This is a genomic window from Limnochordia bacterium, from assembly GCA_023230925.1.
Classification (GTDB): domain Bacteria; phylum Bacillota; class Limnochordia; order DUMW01; family DUMW01; genus JALNWK01.
Genome location: JALNWK010000004.1, coordinates 39,361 through 62,221, shown reverse-complemented (window position 1 = coordinate 62,221; position 22,861 = coordinate 39,361). Strand labels below are relative to the sequence as shown.

Sequence of the window (22,861 nt, the reverse complement as noted above, 5' to 3'; positions counted from 1 at the left end):
GTGCGGCTGTTTGCGAAACTATCCATCTGTGCCACAGTGATAGTGGGCCTTGCACTATCCCTTTCTGGTTATCTTTTGATTAGTTCTTCTTACAGGAACGCAATCCAACGGGAAACGGAACGGGCGCTAGATGAGTACCAATATAGCAAGTTTGCCGTACAGGCCGCCGTTATCACAAATCCTGAGAACTTTCAAGAAGTGCTTCGCCTTGATTACGGTAGTCAGATGGCTCTCTTTGCCGAAGATAGATCCCTTGTTTTCTCGAATCTTTCCTTTGAGATCCAGTTTGAACCGCGCTACATGGTATCTGACAATACGGTGGCATATCGCATCGAGAAGACCGCGTCAAAGCCACATATCATGGTCTGGGGAAGGGTTGTTCAAAGTGGCAAAACGTTCTATTTATTGGTTGCTTCGGACATAAGTTCGCTCAGCAATCAAAAGAAGGCAATGGTACAAAGTTTTGGACGAGTATACTTTCTTACACTAGGTATCAGTCTGCTGTTGGTATTTGTCTTGGCCGCATTGCTTAGTCGGCCGATCAACAGGTTGACCCAGGTATCCATGGAAATAGCCGGTGGTCAGTATGATAAACGGATCTGTGTTTCTAGTGACGACGAAATGGGTGATCTCTCCAGCAGCTTCAACTCAATGGCAGATGCTATAGAGGAGAAGATCGATGAGCTGTCCACTAGCGCGCGACAGAAGGAGGACTTTGTTGCCAATTTTGCTCATGAACTGAAGACGCCCCTTACCTCGATCATTGGATATGCAGATATGATCTATCAAAAGAGCCTTTCAGGACAGGATATAAAAAACGCCGCTAGCTACATTATTGATGAGGGCTTACGTCTGGCAGCCCTGTCATCAAAACTCATGGATCTGATCGTGCTGGAGCGCCAGGATTTTATCCTGGAGGAGATGCGTGCTGATGAAGTACTACAAAACATTGTTGAATCTCTACTGCCCTTGGTTACAGAAAAGGCAGTAGAACTGCAATTAGACACAGATCCCGCTTATATCAAGGTTGACTATGATTTATTTAAGACATGTATCCTGAACCTCATTGACAACTCCATTAAGGCGGGCAGTACGAAGATCACAGTCTCTGGCAAACGGTACGGCAGACGGTATTGCATTGGAGTTGCAGATAATGGACGCGGGATCCCCTTGTGTGAAATAGAGCGGATCACCGAAGCGTTCTATATGGTGGATAAATCCCGTTCCCGTAAGCAACACGGTGTGGGATTGGGGCTTGCTTTGGTATCTAGAATTGCCGAGATACATGGGGCAACCCTCAAGTTTACCAGTGAGGAGCATAAAGGTACCTTGGTTGAGCTGAATCTGTTTTGTGAGGAGTGTAAGACCTATGAATAAACGACGCAGGCGTACAGCTGTAGGAGTTCTGTCTTCACTAGTGATTGTTGTTTGCGCGTGGCTCCTAACAAACGCCTTACTTGACAGACAGGAAGCCGCGCTGTTTGCTCGGACAGGGAGTATTTCTGTTCCAGAGGTCTCATGGACTCGGAGAGGACCGCAAGATGACAGGAATTCAGATCAGAATCTGGATGCGGTGAAGCTTGAGGAGAGACTAATGGTCAAGATCTTGGAGAATTGGAATGCTCCTGCAAGCTATGCACGGCCACATGAACCGGTTGAGGGTCAGCTTAATATAGAGCAAGCTGTGACTATGGCACGAGTTGGATTGTCACATTTTGCTGCACAGGGAATCGTTTCATCCGAGCTGTTAGAGGATGATTTCAGTCGCATTAATGCATCTTTATGGGAGAATCGGCCAGCGATGATGGAGAATCAGTCCAGTATGCAGGTAAGGATAGGCATGGAACTACCACCTGAGTATAGTTACTGGGTGGTGACCTTTGACAATACGAAAATGGGTGCACGGCTGACGCTTAACGCTGTAACGGGTGAAATATGGAGAGCCGATGTTTTTCTATACCAAGCTGGAACCATGCCAGCCGATCTTGATGTGGTGGAGATGACCGAGGTATATGCGGCGTACTTGGGGCTTGAGGGCGAGGATTGCATTATCTACGACCAGACTCGGGCCATCAAAGGATTCGGTAGGAATATGCTCAGTGTTATCGCGGAAAAAAAGAAAGTCGCAGGTTATGGTGGAGTGTCTTTGTATTTATCTGAGTTTCGCAGTGCTACCCGAGGCTTGGATAAAACCATGGAGATTGTAGTTGAGCTCAACGATTAGAAAAGCGACCAGAGGATGTTCTGTGTGAAATCGGGATTACAGTTTTGACGCATCTGTAAGACAACCCTATGACACCGTCCTGTTATGATTGGCTTCGAACATCCATCAGGAGGTGTCTTGGTTGCGAAAACGGCTATGCACATTTATACTGTTGGCGGTTTGCCTAAGTGGGGGAGGAGTTATCCTTTTTGAAGCATACACTGCGGCAACGATGAAACACATCGCTGAGGAAAGAGTACACTATGATACAGCCCGCAAGCTTAGCTCTTCAAAGAAAAGTGAGGCGACGGGGATACTTCGGTTGGTAAACGAGGAGCATCCTCTTCCCCCTAGTTACAAACCCAGATTAAAGCGTCTTGCCAACGGCCTACGGTTTGATGAACGTGCAATTAATCAGCTAAACCTGATGCTCGAAGATGCACGGGCACAAGGTTTATCACCTGTGGTGTGCTCAGCATATAGATCCTTTGCGTACCAGGAAGAGCTATTTCAGCGTCAGGTCACAAAGCAGATGTCCAAAGGCTTGTGCCGGCAACAAGCAGAAAAGGAGGCACGTAAAGTAGTTGTCTCTCCGGGAAGGAGCGAACACAATCTGGGTTTAGCTGCGGACATTGTCTCGTTGAGTTATCAGCATCTTGATGAAGCACAGGCTAATACCCCGGAGAATAAATGGCTGAGGGAGCACGCAAGCGACTATGGTTTCATACTTCGATATCCAAAGGACAAAGAAGAGATCACTGGTGTAGTCTATGAACCTTGGCATTTTAGGTATGTAGGCATAGATGCGGCTAAAGCAATTACGGAAAGAGGCCTATGCCTTGAGGAGTACCTAGAATCCCTCTAGCAGACACCTGACATGCTTTGGCAGCCTACCCTTTGCATAAAGCGGAAGCTCCCTGCGGATATTTCAGATGTAGCAGTTATTTATCTAAGGGGGCAATTTTGTGCCAGGCGATAGCAATCAACACCTGGAAACTGTAGAAATAGAGAGGGCTGGGTACGAAAGGAAATCTACCTTGCGTAATCTCGTAGAACTCTACCTTTACGACCTGAGTGTCTTTGAAGAAGAGGAAAGTGATGTAAACGAGTGTGGCCTGTATGAGTACGAATACCTTGATCATTACTGGACTGAACCGGGAAGAGAGGCTTTCCTGATTAGAGTAAATGGCAAATTGGCAGGTTTTGCCTTGGTGCTAACTACCCCGGAGCATCATTCCATGGAGGAATTTTTTGTAATGAGAAGATACCGGGGAAGGCGAATTGGTCAAAGGGCTGCCCATCAGTTATTTGATTTGCTGCCCGGCCGCTGGCGTATTGCAGAGATGCGTCTTGATACACCAGCCCAGAATTTCTGGAGAAAGGTAATCTCCAGGTATCATCAGGTGCGGTTCGTGGAAGGGATTGATCCTACATGGGCGGGCCCTGTGCAGGAGTTCTCCACCCGGGATTAGGTTAGTGCTCTACCATGTTTTCGTATCCTTGATTTAGCTTGATGTAATCTGTGGGACTTAGTCCCATTTCCTTCTTGAAAACCCGGGTGAAGGACTGGACCGATGAGTAACCAAGCAGGTAAGCCACTTGCTTTACGGGCAAGTGGCCCGACTCAAGCAAAGCTGCCGCCCGGGTAATCTTCAGGAAACGGTAGTACTGCATCGGAGTTGTATTCTCCACCTGCTTGAAAATGTTAATGAGGTGGAACTTGTTAATCCGCAGGTGATCGCTGAGTTGATCAAGGGTCACATTTGCCTCCACGTTATCCTTGAGGAAGGATTTAGCTTGGCTAACGATCTGGAAATAGTGGCTGACTCCCCGTTGCTTGCTGTTTAGACTTAATTCACTTAGCTCCGCTAGCAATTGGATGAGGAGTCCTTGGGCCTTGAGTACGCTTTGGAACTCAGGGGTCTTCCAATGTTCAACAATTCTTTGTAGCATCAGACGAATCAGGTCCTCCTGGCTGTGCCCACAGGTAAGAACCGACCAATCTAGTAGACGGTCTAGGGCTTGCTGTTCCCCTGATTTGTCTATTTGCGAGGCTTCAAAGTAAACGGTGAGCATGCTGAGCTTAGATTGGGCCGTGAAAGCGTAGGCACAACGCTTGGGAATGTAAAGCAGGCTTCCTTTACACAAAGGGTATTCCTTATCCCCAAGCAGCATGCATCCTTCACCCTGGGTGATCATGCCAAGCATGTGTTTTGATGCTGGAGTCTTGCTCAACCGCCAGTCCTTTGGATAGGTGATTTCCAGGGCGTTTCGTACCTCTATGTGCAAAGATGGTGAAAACAAGTAAAAATCACTTGATATGGTACTGGAATCCTGGTCTGTAAGGCGTCTGACCAGGAATTCTAAGTAACCTGTGCGCTTAACATCGGTGGCTACATAGACGGGGTAGCCATGCTGTTCATCTCGGTACAAGACGCCGTAACCCGGTCCGGTCTCGGTTTCCACGTTCAACGGGAGGGTGGTTAGCTGTACCAAGGATGGTTCGCATAGATAAGCAATTGTCAAAGGATCGTGTACCGGCGGGAACATCTGCGCTGTCTCTTTTGCCCAAACCCGGTAACAAGACATCAGAAACCGGGTACCAGGAAGGCTAGATGCATGGAGAATATCCAGGTACTTCTCGGAAAGATTACAGTGCAACGTAACCTCATATCCCAATGCGATAATCGGAATGTTTGATCTGAGGATTACCTGTGCCGCCTCGGGATCCTGTTGGATGTTCCACTCCGGTAGGGCTTGACTACACCAACCTCCCATGAGAACAATTTGTTTAATCTTGCCAGCTTCGTGGGGATACTTGGTTAAGAAAGCTGCAAGGTTCGTTAATGGGGCGTTGGCCACATAGGTAATGCCTTGGTGTGTACGGAGAATGTCTTTTAGAAAAGCGATAGGCTCCTGAGCCGCAGGTTTTGCCATAGGCTCTATGGGCCTAGCTAGGGGCTGCAATTGCAGAGGAAGCGTATTTCTTTTGTGCATTGGATCTTTGTACCGGGGGCTGTTACCCGTACTCACTTGCACATATTTTACTCCATATAGTCCAAGGACTCTGCGGGCAAGAATGCTCCGGCTTTCAGGCTGGAAGGAGGTTGTGGTAACCCCTAGCAGCTCAATTTCCGAAGACATACAGGCTAACCCTAGGGAGAAAGCATCGTCAAAGTTATCCCCAATGTCTGTATCAAGGACTACTTCTATGGCCACCGCGGTTTACCCCCACTCATTCAATAAATGTTAACTTCATCCCAATAAGTGTGAAAGGGCTACGTGCAGGAACAGTCGAACTTAGCTAGTGAAGTGAATTTCCAAAACCAGTATACCATACTTAGGTGCTTGCGGCACCCAATATCTGTTACATATGGCGACCAGGGGAGGGTCATCCATGCGAAGCTCTATCCTTATCTTGATTGTGCTTAGTGGCATTATCCTATACCAGACGATGGTATTTGCCGCAGAGTCAGTTGTTGTCACCGTCGAGACTGTGCCAAACCCGCTCAACCCCTATGGACACAATATCTTTGTCCAGGGAGAGCAGCCAACAATTAAGCTTGTATTCCTAACAGCAACAGGTCGTCTGAAATCCCCTCTGTTACACTACTCCGTAAAGGATTTCTGGGGTGCCTGCATAGACAGTGGCACAGTTGAGCCGGTATATATGGGAGTGGGCGGCAACGTTACCCTTACGCCAAAGGTAACAGAGGTTGGGTGGTATTCCCTGGAAGTGGGCATAGAGGAAGCGGGTAAAAACGTACAGATTCGTTATGTTACCACCAGGCAGGCAAATTTGGACAAAGAGCCTTTGGTAAGCTTCGCGATTGTACCTGTACCTGTACCTGTACCTTTGCGTCTTGGCACGACACCCTGCGGAATGGATGTTGGCGTTAGCTGGTTTGCGAAGGACGGTAACTATGAGGCTTTGGCCGATATAGCTTCCAAAGCTGGTGTTTCGTGGACTCGGGATCGGATTAGATGGGCTCAGGTTCACCACACCGAGGAAGGGTTTAGCTGGGGAAAGTATGCAAAGAGTATTGATGCCCAGCAGAAAGCTGGGCTTAAAGTTCTGCAAACCTACCATGATTCTCCCCAGTGGACCCGGTATACTTCATCGAATGATGATCTTAATCTGCCCGATGACCTAATGGCGGCTTACCGATTTGCCGAGGAATCCGCCGTAGTCTTCGCCGATGTTGTGAAGGCCTGGGAGGTGTGGAATGAGCAAGATCATATCTTTACGCATCAAACCGCGGATCACTATGCCGCGGTACTAAAAGCCGCATCATTGGGTTACAAAAAGGGCGGGGCACAGGTAGCCTTAGGGCCCCTCGCCCATCTGCCCGGGGACTATGCCCAGCTTTTGTTTATGAACGACATTGCCCCGTATATCGATGTCTACAGCTTTCATACCTATGCCGATGCTAACTCGGCCGTCTACGATAATGTCATTTTGGAGCATCTAGCCTTTGTCCAGGAAGTCGGGTTAGCGGGAAAACCTGTATGGTTAAGTGAATCGGGTTTACCCTTCATTGATGGGGACAACTACTCCTCCTTCCACGATGCCAGCTTAGACCAAATTAAGTACCTTGTGAAGTCGTATACAACTGCCCTTTCTCTGGGGGTTGCGCGGGTGTTTTGGTTCATTTTGCCCCAGGTCCTAGAAGGAGGAAGACAGTGGGGACTACTTAGGGCGGATCAGACTCCTCTCCCGGCATATGTGGCGTTGGCCAATATGACCGCTTTACTAGGAAAGGGTCGGTACCTGGGGGAGATAGTAGTTGATCATAGTAGCCTGACTGGTACGGTAATGAAGGTATTTGACTCGGGGTCTGGACAGGTGCTTGTTGCTTGGAGCCAAGTTCCCCGGGTGGTTAAGGTGGAAGGCAGCAGAGGGTCCTTAGTTGTTCAAGACCCTTTGGGGCGGAGGAATGAGATAGACATCGAGGATGATGCTCATTACCACATTAAGCTAGACAATGTGCCCAGATACATTCTAGGAGGTAGATGGCTGGATGCGCCCATTCTAGAGACTAAGAGCACTGTGGACCAGAATCCCCCTAGTATCGTCTTGAAGAACACTTTTCCCCAGGACAGTATTCCGGAGGAGAGGACATGCGCTTTGCCGGGTTACTTCATTGCCGCTGTGCCAATGACTATCCAGGTGGAAGTATATAATTTCGGTGAAGATAGGTGCACAGGCAGAATACGGGTTATTCCCCCTGCGGGATTCGTACTTTCTTCCTCAGAATGTGACCTGAGTCTAGAGCCGATGAGCAAACAAGTAATCCCCTTTAGGCTTACACCCCCAAGGGTGTTCGAACATGATCAGTACTACCTTCAGGTTGAAGGGGACTTTGAGGGGCAAAGCACCTGTGCGGTATCACGGTTAATCGTGGATTGGAATAGGGTTGGTCGTTGGATCGAGGTAGACCAGGCACTGCAACGGGCCCTTTTGCCTTGGCGTTGTGCGACTAGTTCCCAAGGTCACTCGGTGATTGAGCAAACACCCGGTGAAACTAGCTCAGGCAAGGCGGCCATGACCCATCGGTTTGGCACTCCGGGGGGTTGTTGGGCCTTCCCTTACCTAGACTTCCCCGAGAAAGTGGACCTAAGTGACTATGCCGGTATTCGTTTTCATCTTACCGCCGATGCGGCCGGCGATGTTCCAGCTACATTCAGTTTTAGTATCCGTGAATGCGAAGGAAACCAGTATCGGGGAGGGAGCGAATACCCTTTAGACGGAAAGGTGCAGGTTTTCACCTTTTACTTTAATCAGTTGGTGCAACCAAGTTGGGTCCCCCAGAGGAGTTACCGACCTATTGATCTAACGCAAATAAACCGGATCACCTTTGGTTGTGTACTCGATTCCCCAAAGGGGGACACCCAAGTAGCATACCGAGTTGAGAGAATTGAATTACTGGCGAAGAAACACTAGGAGAGGATGTACACAGATGAGTCAACGGATGAAAGTCATTCTTGATACCGACATTGGAACAGATATCGATGATGCCCTGTGCCTAAGTTATTTACTTGCCGAAGAACGTTGCGATTTGCTGGGCATTACCACCGTTACCGGAGATACCCAAGTACGGGCTAGGATTGCCGATGCCATTTGCCAAAGTGCAGGAGTAGAGATCCCAATCTATGCGGGAAGGCAGGAAGTAATCCTAACTGGCAGGGGTCAACCGGAAGTACCGCAAGGGGAAGTGCTAGATATCCTACCCCATCGAAGGAGTTTTCCTACGGATTATTTGGGTTTCATGCAAAGAACCATCCGGGAGAACCCAGGAGAGGTCACTCTCTTGGCTGTAGGGCCCATGACCAATGTGGGTCTGCTTTTTGCCATGGACCCGGAGTTGCCTAAAATGCTCAAACAGACGGTAATGATGATTGGACAATTCCTCGCTGGTGGTGCAGAGTGGAATGCCCTTGTGGATCCTGTGGCCGCCGCCTTGGTGTATCGTTATTCAAAAAACCTGTCTATTGGGTTGGATGTTACCACAAAATGTGTCATCTCTGCCCAGGAGGCAAGGAGCAAATTCACAGGTCCCATTTTGGAGACGGTCCTGAAACTGGCGGAAGTGTGGTTTAGAGGACGAGACAAGATTGTCTTCCACGATCCACTGGCGGGGGCTGTAATATTCGAACCAGATCTGTGTACATACCGGGTTGGTCATGTGTCTGTGGAATGTAACTCCAAGGGAGAGGAGGGTCGAACATACTGGAAAGAGAATGCAGCAGGCAATCCCCACAGAATTGCGGTTAGTGTTGAACAGAAGCGGTTCTTTGAGCATTATTTTGACACCATAGCTAACTACACTAGAGAATGAGGAGGTCGGATGTAGTGAAAAGAATGACTATTGTGTGCTTGTTATTAAGTCTACTGTTTGCGGGTGCTGTTGCAGGAGCTACGCAAATTAGCTTTTGGCATCCTTGGGGACCAGGTACAACCCACGCCATTGCCGTGGAACAAATAGCCGAGGCCTTTGAGAAGACACATTCGGAGATTGACGTGGAAGTGGTAGCCTGCGGTGGAGCAGGGGATGAGATCAACAAATTCCTTGTTGCGGTAGCCTCCGGAACCCCGCCAGATCTAGCAATTATGGGTGGGCTAAACGTTGAATGGATCGAAAGCGGGATCCTACAGCCACTTACCGTCTATTTTGATCGGGATGGGTTAGGACCTGAAAATTTCTATCCAGGCGTTTATGAAGCGATGCAGTATGACGGTGAGTTGTGGACGGTGCCCTTTGAGCTATTTGTACGCACATGGCAATTGGTCATTAATAAGCAGATCTTTTCGGAAGCAGGGTTAGATCCATGTGTATCTCCGGAAACGGTGTACGATCTAGAGGAACTAGACCGAAAACTGACGGTAAAAGATACTAATGATCGGATAACCCGCGTGGGTATGTATCCCTTTGATAGTTGGGGACAGTGGAATGCCTTTTCCCAATGGGTCTATCGGTTCGGCGGTGACTTCTACGATCACAGCAGTAACAAGCTTAGTATTGCTTCTGAGGAGAATGTAAAAGCCCTTGATTGGCTGAATAACTGGTATCAACGGGTCGGTCATGCCAATTACCAGACCTCTACACTGGCGGGGGCCTTTAACAATTCAGGATACCTCTTCGCTACAGAAAAAGTGGCCATGAGTCTTTGGGTCAACTCCTTCGCCCCAGCGGTAAACGAGTTCGCCGCCGGACGTCCCGTGGAGTATCGTACCGCCGTGCTTCCCTATCATCCTGATATTCAGAAATACGATGGAATTGAGGTTGTCTGTGACTGGGCCTTTTCTATTCCCTCCGGTGCAACCTATCCCGAAGAAGCATGGGAGTTCATCAAATTCTGGATCACCTCAGATGAGGCAGCCAATCTGTTAGGGGAGACCGTAGGTGCCCTAACCATTTGTCGTAGCAACCCCTACGAAGAGGTGTTACTGCAGGAACCTGACCTATTTGGCGCTTTCATTGAGTATTTGGGCCATGCCTGTGCTCCGAAGCCCCCGGTGGCCGGACTACACTCACTACCTGCTTTGATTAACGAGGTAATCCCTCAAGTCTATCGTGAAGAGTTAACACCCTCGGCGGCACTGGCCCGCATCGAGAAGAGAGTGCAGATTGATGTGGATGAACTACAGCAAAAGTAAGAAGGAGTGTGACCATGATGAAGGGTAAGTATAGATGCATAGGGTTTTGCTTCCTGCTTATCTTGTTATGGGGTAGTCTTTCCGTTGCCCAAAGTACAAGCTTAATCGATACCAACAGTTTCACATTGGGTACCGATCATTGGCGCACACAGCTATGGCAAGGAAGTGAAGATACCGTAAGCTTTACGGTGGATCCGACGGTCACAAGAAAGGGAGCTGAATCTGGTCGGATTACCACCCATAGTACCGACTTATCAGCTAACTTCCATTTCTACTACTGCCCTAAGCAGGGTGTCCTAACGAAAGGCCAAGGGTATCTGGCCCGGGTGTGGGTGAAAGTCGATGTAGTTGATTCTAAGGCGCCTAGCTGGACCTGGCAAGGGGTGGAGACTAGACTAACATCCCATGCTAAAGACTGGACCGAGACCCATCAGGTGCCGCTACAGCCTGCTGCCATGGACGAAGAAGGATGGATGATGTTTGAAGGAATAATGGTGTTACCTCAGGAAGAACCGGTGAGCATTATGTTTGAGCTGTTTTTCGTAAATGTGCAGGGTAGTGTCTGGTTCGCAAACCCAGAGTTCTATCCCTTAGATTGATCCTCCTTGGCCCCTAGTTAGTTGTCCGGCAGATGGAGTATGATGGGATCATGGAAGGAGGCGTTGTCTTGTGTTACCCAGGGAGAGAGTTCTAGCTGCATTGGCCCACGAAAGAACGGATCGAATTCCCTTTGAGCTTGAGTTTACACCGGCGGTGCATGCTAGGTTCAAGCAGGAAACCGGCTCATATAATCCGGCGGAGTACTTTCAGTTGGATATCCGCAATGTCGATCTTGCTCCGACACAGCAAGTGAGGGATTACCAGCAATATTACAGTGAAAACTTATCTGGTTTGTTTGTCGATGAGTTTGGCATCGCCCACAGACCGGGTACATATTACCATTTCAGTAAGATGCTGCATCCCTTAGAGAAGATTGTCTCTGCTGCCGAGGTCTTAGAGTACCCCTTTCCTGATCGAGATGCGGACTACCGTATGGCGCCTGTATCCGATTTAGTTGCAGCATATCATGCCCGGGACCTGTTTGTCAGCGCCTTTGTGGGACATATTTTTGAGACAGCTTGGTACATGCGGGGGATGGAGAATCTTCTGGTGGACTTTCTGGTAAATCCGGAACTGGCGGAGGTCCTGCTAGATAGGATTACCTCACTTAACGTGGCTGTTGCGACCGGTTATGCCCGGGCAGGGGTTGACATGATTCGCCTAGGTGATGACGTTGGTTCACAAAGAGCAATGCTGATGAGCCCGGATACTTGGCGGTACTGGTTGAAGCCTCGATTAGCACAGGTCATTGCGGCTGCCAAAAGCATCAAGCCGCATATCCATATCTGGTACCATAGTGACGGGGTAATCGAGCCGATCCTAGATGATTTGGTGGAGGTTGGCGTGGATGTTTTAAATCCGGTGCAGCCTGAGTGTATGAATCCAGAGGAGATTAAGCAACGCTATGGCACAAGGCTATCTCTTTGGGGCACAGTGGGCACCCAAAGCATCATGCCCTTTGGTAGGCCAGAAGAGGTATTCGCCTATGTAACAGAACGGATCCGCCTTTTGGGCGCTGGTGGTGGTCTAGTCCTGGCCCCAACCCATGTCCTCGAACCGGATGTCCCCTGGGAGAACATCGAGGCCTTTGTTGCTGCAGCACGACAGGATATGGATCAAGTGATCGGAGACTAGCATAGCAAGAGGTTGTATCTTGATGGAAGTGAGATCTACATGGATCGGATGTTGTTTGTCCTGTAACTAGGCGGTAGACTTGTCTTTATGATGGGGCTTGCGCTACCGCTTCTGTACAATGGCTGATCGGCAGGCGCTAATAATATAGTAGCCAAGAAAGGCCATACGATGGCCCGTTGACCACGAAGGAACACAAGGGGAGACTGTGTAGGCTGTGGGAGGGGCAGCGCGCAAGTTGCGCTACCCCTTTATCTCATCATTGTGACTTAGTAACTGGCTACATATTCCGGTTCTTCATCTACCTCTAAGACTTCGCCCCCTGCGGCTGCTGATTTAATAATGGCTAGAATCGTCTTAGTATCACCAAATTCCAGCTCAGGGGTGACAAAGATGGGTTCTGTGTGGTTCATCGCCTTGTAGAAGTTGATTAGCTCCCGGTAAAATCCTTGTTCCGGTTGGTAGGAGAGCTGTTCTGCGGAACCATCATTGTAGGCAATGTTGATGATGCCGGCATCTTTCTCCTCGAGGTAAATCATGCCCCCGGTGCCAAAGATCCGCAGGCCAATCAGAGGCCGCTGCATTTCCTTGCCCGAGCAGAAGAAGGAAAACTGGCCGGTCACTCCATTGTGAAATAGTAGATTGGCATTGACAACACTAAAGGGTGCAAACTCCGCATCAATCGGTACACCGAAGGCTTGGACTTGTTTGATGGAACCGAAGATGTGTCGCAAGGCGGCCAGATCATGAACCACTGTATCGGTGATAATGCCCCCCGGGAACTCGGGATGCTGACGCCACTCCTTAGCAGCAAATTCATTGCCCAACATATCCTGGGGCATGTTAACCACACGATTTTGGATGAAGTAGACCACCGCACCAATCCGTTGCTGTCGTACCAGATCTCGTATGAGGTCCGTCTCCTCGTCGTAACGATAGTTTTCGGCGATCATAATCGGCACCCCGTACTTCCGCGGTAAATCCCGGGCCGCTTCGATTTCCCCCAGGTCGCTTCCTAAGGGCTTCTCACAGATTACCCCCCGGTGGGAGTGGGCAATGATCCGGGCCACCTCATGGGTAACGGGATAATTCAACTCGATGGGGACCATGATATCAATCACGTCTACATCGTCCCGACGAGCCAAAGAACGGTAATCATCGTAGATGCTCTCCTCAGAAAGACCAAGCTTGTTGCCCCATGCTAAAGCCTTGTGATGCTCCCGATCACATAGGGCGACTATTTCGTATTCATCGTGAAGTCGTTGGTACGCTGGTAAGTGCAGGCGTTCAAAGGCCATACCAGTACCAATAACCCCGACCCGTAAGCGTTTCATGTAGATCCCTCCTAAACATTAGGTTAGTTTAGTATCCCGTTGGTGGGGAGGTAAATATACTGGCGCTATGCCTCCGATTTGTGAGATAGTTTTGCTAATCTTGTTACTATTCAGAGGCCCAGCTCAGTAAGAGGGCGTAGTTAGTACCCGGCAAAGGCAACAACTTGGCAATGAGAGTCTGCCTAGACTTGGTACTAGAAAGTGTTAGCCAAGGGCAAGGGCGTCACCGCAAGGTGGGATCTGAAGGAAGCTAGAGGTCTGAGAGGTTGTCTAGTTAAGGACAGACTGGAAGCTGAAGATAGGTAAGAAACATGAAGGGAAGATGCCCTTGAGGCAGTGAAAACCGAGGCGTTTGTAGACATGGTGCCCCTTTTTGAACAACTAGGTATAGAAATCGAATCCTTGCCATCGGTAAACCGACTATATCCCGCGGTCTACGAGGAGAAACAGGTATTTCTTAGGGTATCGCCAGGTCGGGTACCAAGTAAGGATCCTTATGTCGGGTTTTTGAACCGAGAGAATTTGACTGACGCTTGTGAGCTTGCATACTACCTAGCGATGAGCGGTAGCAGAGAATCTTTACCGGCAAATTATGATCAAATCTGGCGTGGTGAATTTGCTGAGATTGTGCGGGAGTTTTTCCTTCTCCTCTCTAGCGAGCTTTATTACCACAATTTTCTACACCCTGATCTACAGGAGTACTGGACAGCGGAACAGTTCGAAAGCATACATCAGGAGATGCTAGAGATGCAGTTTAGGTATGTAAGCAGTGCTTTCCCCGACTCTGTACAGCGGACGAATAACTACACAAGTCGCTACACAGGCAAAAAGTATGAAGTTGTAGAAGCCGAGATAACCCTACGAATGAGTATTGGCAACGAACCGGACGAGACTGGATTTAATACCGAGGTAACCTACTTGTTTTTCACGATTGTTGATGGTCGGTGGAGACTGATATTGTAGCTCTATGACATAGCCCGGGTTTGACAAATACGAACTCCGCAGCTTGGCAGACGATGGCATGACCAAAATTCATCATGCCATCGTCTGCGATCTATAGGGACTTCGAATGATCGGCTGGACCCTTCGCACCACTAGATGGCCCTTCGAAGTAACATGAAGTAACTATCCTCCAATGTAGGCTCAATCGGCATGGCATCTTCCTTCGGCTTGTTTTTAGAGATCGCCCGTACTTCCTGTTGGCCGATGATATACTTCGTGGAGACAATTAGGACATCCTCCTCCATTTGGGCAAGCTCATCCTTTGTTGTGACCATCGTCCACACATATCCCCGGGCCAATTTGGAGAGGTCACTGACGTTGCCGTCAAATAGGATTTGGCCGTGATCAAGTACTACTACCTTTTCGCATAGATTCTCCACATCCGCGACGATATGGGTGGAGAACAAGACGCATGTTGTTTCAGCACAGTCCGCAAGTAACTTCCAAAAACGAACTCGTTCACTAGGATCTAGCCCTGCGGTGGGCTCATCGAAGATCCGAAACTGGGGGTTTCCCATGATGGCTTGGGCAATACCGATACGTTGCCGCATGCCCCCGGACATTTTTCTCAGCTTCTTGGATGCAGACTCGGTCATATTGACATACTCCAAGACCCGGTTTACTTCTACGTGTCGGGCTTTTGTATCCTTCATTCCCCGGAGAATACCGATATAATCCAGGAATTCATAGGCGTTTAGGAAGTCATATAGTCCAAAACGCTGAGGTAAGTATCCTAGATCATCGCGAAGCTGATGGATCTCTTCGGGAATCCTAAGGCCATTAACCACTACCTCACCTGATGAGGGGGGAATCAGTCCGGTCAAGATCCGGATCAGTGTAGTCTTCCCTGCTCCGTTAGGGCCTAAGATGCCTACTACTCCTGGTCCCCAGGTGGCATCGAGGTCCTTTAATGCTTGGTATTTACCATAATACTTATTCAAACCCTTAAGCTGTACCTGCACTGGTTTCACTCTCCTAACTAAGAGCATATAGTTTGTAAGCTTACAGCTGTATCTGCTACCGGTACGACCTACCCAATCAGAAGAAGCGTTCACTTTTGCTAGAAAGCCACAACCCGCCCAGGGTAAAGCAAATCCCCACCGATAGTAAGAGGACTCTGTTTACCAGAAACAAAGGTGATTGGGGCTCAAATCCGGCTAGGAATAAGAAGATCTGATCCGGAAGATGCTCTGCCAAGAAAAGGTTGGCGGCCCATATTCCCATGCATACGCTAAAAGCCGCAAAGGGAGAACGGAGCACAGCGGTGAGCAAGAACGCGCACCCTCCCCAAAACAATGTCGGGCTTAAGGTGGAACAGAGAAGTCTGTAACACTCTCCACAGGGTGGGTCGTAGATCCGATGCACCAACATCATGGCCAAGACATGAATAATCATGACTACTACTAGTGCTAGTATGCGGGCGATGAGTCCTTTAGTGCGAAACTTAGGCTGGGCAAAGGAAAGTTCCAGGATCTCATTATCCAAATCTGCCCCGATGATGCGGGATCCTAACCAGGCCCCGTTCAAGGGCAGGCAAACCTCGGTGGCCAAAACGATGACACTAGGGGGGAAGAAGTCCATAATGAACACAAATAACGCGATACCGATCATGACTAACAACGAGCACAGGGCAAAGGGCAATCCCAGGATTTTCATCGAGAGCCATAGGTTTCTCATAAGTAATCTTCTCCAAAGGCCGTTATGATCATCATCTCGATTAGTGGTTGACTTGCTCCCCAGCCAGATGTTAATTCAAACAACGGCCGAGTGATGCGGGCAACACCTTCAATACCGTGGTCTAGGTAGACTTGGTGTAGCATTTGTACTGAAGTTGGTACATTGGTCTTTAGAGGCTCTAAAACATTAGACTCGGCTGAAGGGCCTAGCAGCCTGGGGTCAAAATAGAATTCATCTTCTATATCTGCGATCGTTTTTTGTCCGGTATCTACGAAATACAAAAAGTCGAGATATTCACCAAGAGTAGTGGAAGTGTTCCCATGAACCCCACTCGTAGCAGCTAGCCGCTCCCGATTGAGCCCCGGGAACTTAACGTGCTCAAATAGTTGTTCGAAGCGTTCCCGATTTATAATCCGCATGTTATGTGGTCCAACGTTAAACTGCACCCCATGATAGCGCACGAAGGCTTGTTTTACTACCACATCGTTTGCGAAGTGCAATTCGCTCCTTCGGCTAACTAGGTGCGTGTTTCCGCCCGACGATGCCAGTTTTCTACCATTCAGACCAAGGGGTACAGTTATCAAAGTGAACTGTTCCGGTTTCCAGCCAGTAAGCATGCTGTAGAACTCCAGTTGTTTCTGGTATTCGGACAGGAGTGGTAGTCGTTTTTCGCGGTCTTCCGGAAAGAGGTACCAGGTTATATTGCCCTCGCTTATTCTGACGAAATTCCGGCTACCCACTAGCGATAGCGCCGCTATTGCTGTGCCGGAAAACACAGTATGGCGTTTGTTCTCGACGAATTCCTCACTAACCAAGGGTAATCCCGTAGCGATGACCATGTCCTTTGGTCCGATCACAGACAGTGTTAGAGGATGGGGAAGGATCATCGGGCGACTCGAATCCAGGGCGTTTTCCCTAATGCTGCTGTTAAAAAGGTAATAGAAATGGTTACCCAATAATGGATACCAACCATAGGTGTCGTTAAGGAGCGTAGCCTCTCCGATGAAGTTTTTAAGCTCTGCTACTAGGTAAATCCGTTTCCAATCCCAAATGATTCCCGAGTAACCAATTTCAAGCTCGACGCGACTACCTGGTTGCAAGGATTGTACAAGTCCAACGGTGTTAATAGTTCGATCCTGTGTCCAGGAGATCTCTTGTCCGTTCTGTTTGATGTAGTGGATGGTCAGATCCGGATCGAGACTAAAGGGGATGGAGGTATAGGATTGGTCTGATAAGTTTTCGAGGGTGATCTTGGCGACCGCGCGTAGCGTATGCCTCCTCGGTTCCAGTTCGATATCTAAAGCATAATCTTGGATCTGTAGATGATGTTGGATGATCCAGTTTTCCCGAAAGGCTAGATTGACCTGTGAATCTACAAAGTACTTCTCCTCGCTTTTTTTGATGATTTGCTCGATTGTTTCAATCTCCCCAAGGAACAACGCTCCCGATGCTACGGTACCCACCAGAAAGGCTCCTAACAGAGTAGTTACCACGACTGATTTCAGCACAGTGTGAGGATAATGACCTTTTTTCCGGCTATGTGAAATACAACCTAGAAGACTTAAGCAGGAGGCACATAACCAAAAAAGCTTGCTTTTGCCCAACAAGGGTAGATCCTGGGCATAGCCCGGGAAAGTATATCCAAGGCCTTCCCCGCCTAAATCATACATATGCCAGATAGGGTCGAGGAGCGTTAGTCTAAACCATGGTGTGGGTCGCCCATGGGTTTTCTCACCTAGTACGAGGAGGAAGATAAACCCGCCAATCACGATTAGCCATGCTGGGATTTGTTTCTGCACAAACTCATTGAGCAAAAAGCCCATTGCGGTGGCAAAGATAATGAAAGGTAACTGTATTCCCAAAAAACTAGCCACACAATCGCTTAGACTCGGCGCGGGTGTTCTAGTAATAAGATGGATCAGCAGGATGGTTAACATGATGCCAATAAACAGGGTGATGTAGAAGAGCATTGTGCCCAATATTCGCCCCAGATAGCGCCGATCGTGGTCCTGCGGTAATGCCTGGCTAATTTCAAAGAACTGATACAACTTCTCGTGTTTTGCTACATGAAAAGCGTGGAGAACCATGATCGGCCCACTAACATACAAGCTATACACAAAGGTGTACAGGAATCTTTGGTTTCCGGCATTCCAATTTGGTACTGATAACCAAACCAGTAACAACATGCCCCACAGAGAGAAAGCTGAGGCAAAGGAAAATTTATTGTTGAAGCAAACAAGATACTGAAATCCAGTTTCTTTGCGCAGCACTTACAAACACTCCCCCTTGGATGGTGTTAAATGGGTTGTGGCTAGCGGCAGTTCAATGGGAACCCGATATATCCTCCATCTGTCCCAATGTTCCCTGTCGGGGCGATTGTTCTATGCTGAGTAGAACTTATCTAATAACGAATACGGTGCCTGAACACGGTTATGGAATTACCCGTCTGGTATTAGGTAACCTGGTGCAAGTTCGGGAGTACGGTGTGTGCATGCTGAGTCAGGGAACCACGGACAAGGTTCGTTTTCACCGCAAGGCTCGTGCCATTCTACGTCAAGGCTCGGATCTCCCCATATCCTGGTAGAGTAATCACAGTTCAGGCAGTACCATGTTTCGGTCGTGCGCCAAACGGCGCAGTGGCAGCCAAAAAACAAATAGTGTGTATGGTAGTCACACTGGTAATACAGTTGTCCATAGCGAAATGGTTCTGGCTCCCATGCATGATATCCACCATTTGCCGCTGGGCACCCATCCTAGGGAGGAGGTGCAGCGAAAGCGCAAATGCAGATGACTAGTACCGATGTAGCTGCTACAAAAAGAGTTAGCTTAGTACTTCGAGATTCGAACTGCATGTTTTCACCCTCTTTATATGTTGTTTTTGTTCAGGCACCGCACTATTGGTTGCTAAACTTGCGGTAAAGGTCAGGTAGTGGTAGTGAACTAAGTTCCGGTCTAAGAATTGAGATTTACAGACGATCACGACCTATTTTCCGATCGGAAAGAGACGGGACGACAAATATGTCGTGCACCCAACGTGCAACGCTAGCCGATAGTGGTACGCTTTCTTGGTTATTCGTATTAACATTTCATAGCATCTTTGTGAATGCGGGTCGCACTGGGTAGCACGCTGTTCGCATGGCCAAACCAATTGCGACACACTATCCAATAGGTTGACGTGTCTAGCCTTTAGAGATGCCTTGCTGTCAGAACGGTCCCTACTCATTTCACTGTATCGTTCTATGCCTAAGCTGAGAACAAGAGCTTGGGGCAGTTTTATTTTTACATTGATAGCTATACAGTATTACCATGCGTTACCATCGTCTTCGAACGCGCCACCGGGAGTGGAATCAACAATTTTAGTAGCGAGTGCTAACTGGTAATCATTATATATATTCGACTATATTCGACAATAACTACCAGATTCCTGCAACTCAATTAGTAAATCAAGCACATCGCAAAAAGCTCCAAAAAAACAGATGTTGACGTTTGATCTAGATACTGGTAAAAGAATCATAGATATACAGATATATTCTCGACTTTAACAGTTGAATTGCAAAAACCTCTGTATCCCCTGCGAATAGGGGATCACAGAGGTTTCTTTGGATTCAGAACGCGTTGTATATCCTAGGAATCTTTCTTGCTGTCTGCTACAAGTTGTCGTAGTCCACCGGTTGTCAGGAATCGTCTGTTAAGGGTAAGGTTTAGGGCCGTGCCAAGGTCCTGCATAACGGGATCGTAGTACGTCAACTTGAAAACATTGTCTTTCACATGGCAGGCCTGGTATCTTTTTAGAGACTTAACCACCTGTTCAGGAGCATATTTCTCATCCAGCCGCTTGCACAAAAGTCTCAGGCTAAGTAACGCTATGAAGCATGTAAGAAAGTGAGCTTCAATTCGCGTTTCCCGTGAAACGTAAACCGGGCGGCTTTCGAGGTTCGTCTTTGTAATTCGAAAGCTACGTTCTATCTCCCAAAGTCCGTGGTAGGCTTTAGCAACTTCGTGATCAGGCATTCCTATTTCGCTTGTAATAAGCACATAGTAGCCATCATATTTTTCGTCCTCGGCGATTCTATCCAGATCCAAATAGGGGATGCGTTTAGTGCTTACGCACTCACCTGTCTCGGGATTGTATTCAATATCCCTGACGTAGCGAAGGGCCCCGGTTGCGTCCTTCTTGTTGTAGTGTTTGGGGTGGTCTACTATTTTTTGGGCTTTTTCGAGGACCTCAGCTCGTTTATGTTTTTGTCGTCTGGCGTATTGTTCGTTGTAACAAACAACTTGCTTCACATCTAGAGGGACTTTGCGTTTTTTGCCATCGGCGTGCGTTACCCAAAATTCCTGTGGATAGGACCTGGACTTTATACGAAAAACAGGTGCATCCTGGTTGCCAGCTTTTTCAGCCCATGCATTGGCCTGTTTCACCACACCTTGCACTTCTATGTAGCCTTCCGGATCAAAGACATACCTTTGGAGCTCTTGATCAGCCCCTCGTATTCTTTGTGAGAAAATGAAGCCGTCACCCCTTGCCATGAGAAATGCCACGTTGTCGCCACTGTTCAAACCCTTGTCAGCAACAGTAACGATCCTTCCCAGCCCATAGGACTTGCGTGTCTCCTGCATTAGCGGCATCATTGTCTGGCTGTCATGGGTATTCCCCTCAAAAAGACGAAACGTAATCGGGATGGCATCGGCATCAAGAAGCAAACCCATCTGAACCAAGGGGTTGCGTGTGTTGTGCTTGCAGGCGCCTCTACGGCGAAAATCATCTTCTTCGTCAATCTCGAAATAGAAATTTGGAGCATCATAAAAAACCACGTGGGTTTGGCGGTTGTAATTGATTCGTACCTGCTCGTGCAGGTGAAGGAGGAGATCCTCGCGAAAGGACGCGAAATAGTCCAGGGCGCGGTAAATATCGTACCAATCGCAATTGAACGGTCTTGCCAATTTGTCCTTTTGCAGGAAACTGGACCACTTAGACCCTGGAGCAAGCACACGTGTGTACACCAAAAGCTGCATAACGTCATTTAGCGAATAGTCCATTTCCAGGCTTCGCTGCCGATTGACAAGAAACTGATCCAACTTTAGTTCATGGTAAACGGAGCTTAAAGGCAAAAACCCGAGATGGTGCATGGTGTCCTCATTCACATCCATTAGTTCATCTGTAGAAACCGATCCCAATGGAATTTCCTTTGCGGCTTCTGCTTCTTTCATCTCCTGATTTCGAAGACGGACAACCTCTCTAAAATGTGCCACGGGGTCCGCATAAAGGTCTAGATACTCATCCACATAGCCGAGATTCTCTAAGACCTTATGTTTTACTTTCTTAGTCACGGGATCTCTAAAACCATGAACAATGCTTAGGTTAATGCGCCCGTTTTTCTGTTTTGTCGTCTTGAGGAACATGTTGACACCCGCCTTTCCATAGCCCTCTAATTATACTAATCTTCAACCATATGCAACCTAAAAAGGAATCAAATTTGACAATAAAAAACGCCCAAATGGCGTTGTACCAATGCCCGTTTTAGCATGCGGGAGTTAAGCAACTGTTAAACGAACGAGGTAAAATACTGTCTAGGCCGTATGCCTTCGATTTGTGAGATAGTTCTGCTAATCTTTAGCATCTGTTCAATAATTAGGCCAGCTGTATATTTACTTTTGACTGAGCACATGATATAATGCAAGAGCTCAAGTTGACAGAATAGTGATGGAACATTATTTGTCCCTCCTCGCCTTGGTTTATTGTTCGGGGAAAATAAGTTAAATCCTTACTGTCTTGGGCAATAAACCTTTGTGAGGAGTATACCCCATATGTATCAGGACAAAACCTTAACGTGTCGCGACTGTGGAGCAGATTTTGAGTTCACAGCATCGGAGCAAGAGTTTTACGCAGAAAAGGGATTCACAAACGAGCCTACTCGTTGTCCCCAATGTCGAGCAGCTAGGAAGCAGCAACGCAATGGTAGTTCAAGGCAAGGCGGTAGGTCCGCACAGCGTGAAATGCATGACGCTGTTTGTGCTTCATGTGGCGCAAAAACTCAAGTACCATTTCAGCCCAGTGGTGACCGGCCAGTCTACTGCCGGGAGTGCTATTCCCAAAAAAGAAGCAGATACTAATCGCTGAAGTTTTAGCTCCTTTACCCACAGGGTAAAGGAGCTTTTTTTACGTAGAGCCCGAAATGAAAAGTCTTGGCGGCAGGGATTCCTCTCCTTATATGGTATAATCTCAAAGGGGTGATGATTATTAGCACAGCAAAGCTAATTGTTGATGCCGATGCCTGTCCGAAGGGTGCCCTAGAAATTCTGATTAGGCTAAGTCAAGAATACGGGATGACGCTCATTACCGTATCATCCTTTAACCATCACATAGATAGTCCCTGCCATATCACGGTGGGTGATGGCAAGGATGAAGCGGATTTTGCAGTAGTTAACCGGGTGGAACCGGGGGATATTGTGCTCACTCAGGACTGGGGGTTGGCTGCTTTGGTTTTAGGACGACAGGGTCGAGCTGTATCTTTTAAGGGCCGGGAGTACACCTCAGATAACATTGATTTCATGTTGGATGAGCGGTATAAGAAAGCAAAGGTGCGCCGGGGCGGGGGCAGAACCAAAGGACCCCAAGCTCGGAGTAAAGACGATGATATCTCCTTTGAGAAGCGAATGCGGGCAATGTTATGTGAAAGTTGACCGTAAATTCGATTTCTCAAGGAGCAATGGTCTTCTTAACGAAAGCTACGAATTTGGACTTCTTGGAAGGGT

18 protein-coding genes are annotated in these 22,861 nt (G+C 48.2%); 12 read left to right on the top strand and 6 right to left on the bottom strand.

Annotated elements, in window-relative coordinates; genetic code table 11:
* The 4 genes from M0Q40_01425 (at position 1) to M0Q40_01410 (ending at position 3,675) form a co-directional block, all read left to right on the top strand.
* Complete coding sequence (locus tag M0Q40_01425) at positions 1 to 1,377, top strand: HAMP domain-containing histidine kinase (GenBank protein MCK9221280.1); 1,377 nt, start codon at positions 1 to 3, stop codon at positions 1,375 to 1,377.
* The gene (locus M0Q40_01420; GenBank protein MCK9221279.1) at positions 1,370 to 2,224 is read left to right on the top strand and encodes a hypothetical protein; all 855 of its coding nucleotides are present in this window, start codon (positions 1,370 to 1,372) and stop codon (positions 2,222 to 2,224) included. Before M0Q40_01425 ends, M0Q40_01420 begins: the two co-directional genes overlap by 8 nt.
* Before the next feature lie 121 nt (positions 2,225 to 2,345).
* Positions 2,346 to 3,068 carry a M15 family metallopeptidase gene (locus M0Q40_01415; GenBank protein ID MCK9221278.1) on the top strand — a complete coding sequence of 241 codons (723 nt, stop codon included), beginning with the start codon at positions 2,346 to 2,348 and terminating at the stop codon, positions 3,066 to 3,068.
* Positions 3,069 to 3,168: 100 nt separating this feature from the next.
* Positions 3,169 to 3,675, top strand: coding sequence for a GNAT family N-acetyltransferase (locus M0Q40_01410; protein MCK9221277.1), 507 nt, complete (start codon positions 3,169 to 3,171; stop codon positions 3,673 to 3,675).
* A 1-nt stretch (position 3,676) separates the two neighbouring features.
* Here M0Q40_01410 and M0Q40_01405 read toward each other — a convergent pair whose 3' ends face one another.
* A complete protein-coding gene (locus M0Q40_01405) occupies positions 3,677 to 5,422 on the bottom strand; it encodes a nucleoside hydrolase (protein MCK9221276.1) in 1,746 nt (581 codons plus the stop codon).
* Between the two features lie 178 nt (positions 5,423 to 5,600).
* Between M0Q40_01405 and M0Q40_01400 the strand changes: the two genes are divergently transcribed.
* The 5 genes from M0Q40_01400 to M0Q40_01380 all read left to right on the top strand — a co-directional run bounded on the left by M0Q40_01400 (position 5,601) and on the right by M0Q40_01380 (position 12,095).
* Positions 5,601 to 8,147 carry a hypothetical protein gene (locus M0Q40_01400; GenBank protein MCK9221275.1) on the top strand — a complete coding sequence of 849 codons (2,547 nt, stop codon included), beginning with the start codon at positions 5,601 to 5,603 and terminating at the stop codon, positions 8,145 to 8,147.
* 16 nt (positions 8,148 to 8,163) lie between these two features.
* Entirely contained in the window at positions 8,164 to 9,042 is an 879-nt protein-coding gene (locus M0Q40_01395; protein ID MCK9221274.1) for a nucleoside hydrolase, read from the top strand.
* A gap of 23 nt (positions 9,043 to 9,065) precedes the next feature.
* Complete coding sequence (locus M0Q40_01390; protein MCK9221273.1) at positions 9,066 to 10,361, top strand: ABC transporter substrate-binding protein; 1,296 nt, start codon at positions 9,066 to 9,068, stop codon at positions 10,359 to 10,361.
* Between the two features lie 17 nt (positions 10,362 to 10,378).
* Positions 10,379 to 10,960 carry a hypothetical protein gene (locus M0Q40_01385; GenBank protein MCK9221272.1) on the top strand — a complete coding sequence of 194 codons (582 nt, stop codon included), beginning with the start codon at positions 10,379 to 10,381 and terminating at the stop codon, positions 10,958 to 10,960.
* Positions 10,961 to 11,030: 70 nt separating this feature from the next.
* Positions 11,031 to 12,095, top strand: a complete 1,065-nt coding sequence (locus M0Q40_01380; protein MCK9221271.1) for a uroporphyrinogen decarboxylase family protein — start codon at positions 11,031 to 11,033, stop codon at positions 12,093 to 12,095.
* A 266-nt stretch (positions 12,096 to 12,361) separates the two neighbouring features.
* Here the strand turns inward: M0Q40_01380 and M0Q40_01375 are convergent, their stop codons facing one another.
* Positions 12,362 to 13,426, bottom strand: coding sequence for a Gfo/Idh/MocA family oxidoreductase (locus M0Q40_01375; GenBank protein MCK9221270.1), 1,065 nt, complete (start codon positions 13,424 to 13,426; stop codon positions 12,362 to 12,364).
* 336 nt (positions 13,427 to 13,762) lie between these two features.
* Between M0Q40_01375 and M0Q40_01370 the strand changes: the two genes are divergently transcribed.
* Entirely contained in the window at positions 13,763 to 14,389 is a 627-nt protein-coding gene (locus tag M0Q40_01370) for a hypothetical protein (protein MCK9221269.1), read from the top strand.
* Between the two features lie 131 nt (positions 14,390 to 14,520).
* On the opposite strand, the gene M0Q40_01365 is transcribed toward M0Q40_01370, so the two are convergent.
* The 4 genes from M0Q40_01365 to M0Q40_01350 all read right to left on the bottom strand — a co-directional run bounded on the left by M0Q40_01365 (position 14,521) and on the right by M0Q40_01350 (position 21,508).
* Positions 14,521 to 15,390, bottom strand: coding sequence for an ATP-binding cassette domain-containing protein (locus tag M0Q40_01365; protein MCK9221268.1), 870 nt, complete (start codon positions 15,388 to 15,390; stop codon positions 14,521 to 14,523).
* A 76-nt stretch (positions 15,391 to 15,466) separates the two neighbouring features.
* Positions 15,467 to 16,105, bottom strand: a complete 639-nt coding sequence (locus tag M0Q40_01360; GenBank protein ID MCK9221267.1) for a hypothetical protein — start codon at positions 16,103 to 16,105, stop codon at positions 15,467 to 15,469.
* Complete coding sequence (locus M0Q40_01355) at positions 16,102 to 18,375, bottom strand: hypothetical protein (GenBank protein MCK9221266.1); 2,274 nt, start codon at positions 18,373 to 18,375, stop codon at positions 16,102 to 16,104. Before M0Q40_01355 ends, M0Q40_01360 begins: the two co-directional genes overlap by 4 nt.
* A 1,354-nt stretch (positions 18,376 to 19,729) precedes the next feature.
* Positions 19,730 to 21,508, bottom strand: coding sequence for an IS1634 family transposase (locus M0Q40_01350; protein MCK9221265.1), 1,779 nt, complete (start codon positions 21,506 to 21,508; stop codon positions 19,730 to 19,732).
* Positions 21,509 to 21,913: 405 nt separating this feature from the next.
* Here M0Q40_01350 and M0Q40_01345 point away from each other — a divergent pair, with 405 nt between their 5' ends.
* Positions 21,914 to 22,219 (top strand): zinc-ribbon domain containing protein, encoded by a 306-nt coding sequence (locus M0Q40_01345; GenBank protein ID MCK9221264.1) that lies wholly within the window; start codon positions 21,914 to 21,916, stop codon positions 22,217 to 22,219.
* A gap of 120 nt (positions 22,220 to 22,339) precedes the next feature.
* Complete coding sequence (locus tag M0Q40_01340) at positions 22,340 to 22,789, top strand: DUF188 domain-containing protein (protein MCK9221263.1); 450 nt, start codon at positions 22,340 to 22,342, stop codon at positions 22,787 to 22,789.
* The last annotated feature ends 72 nt before the right edge of the window (positions 22,790 to 22,861 follow it).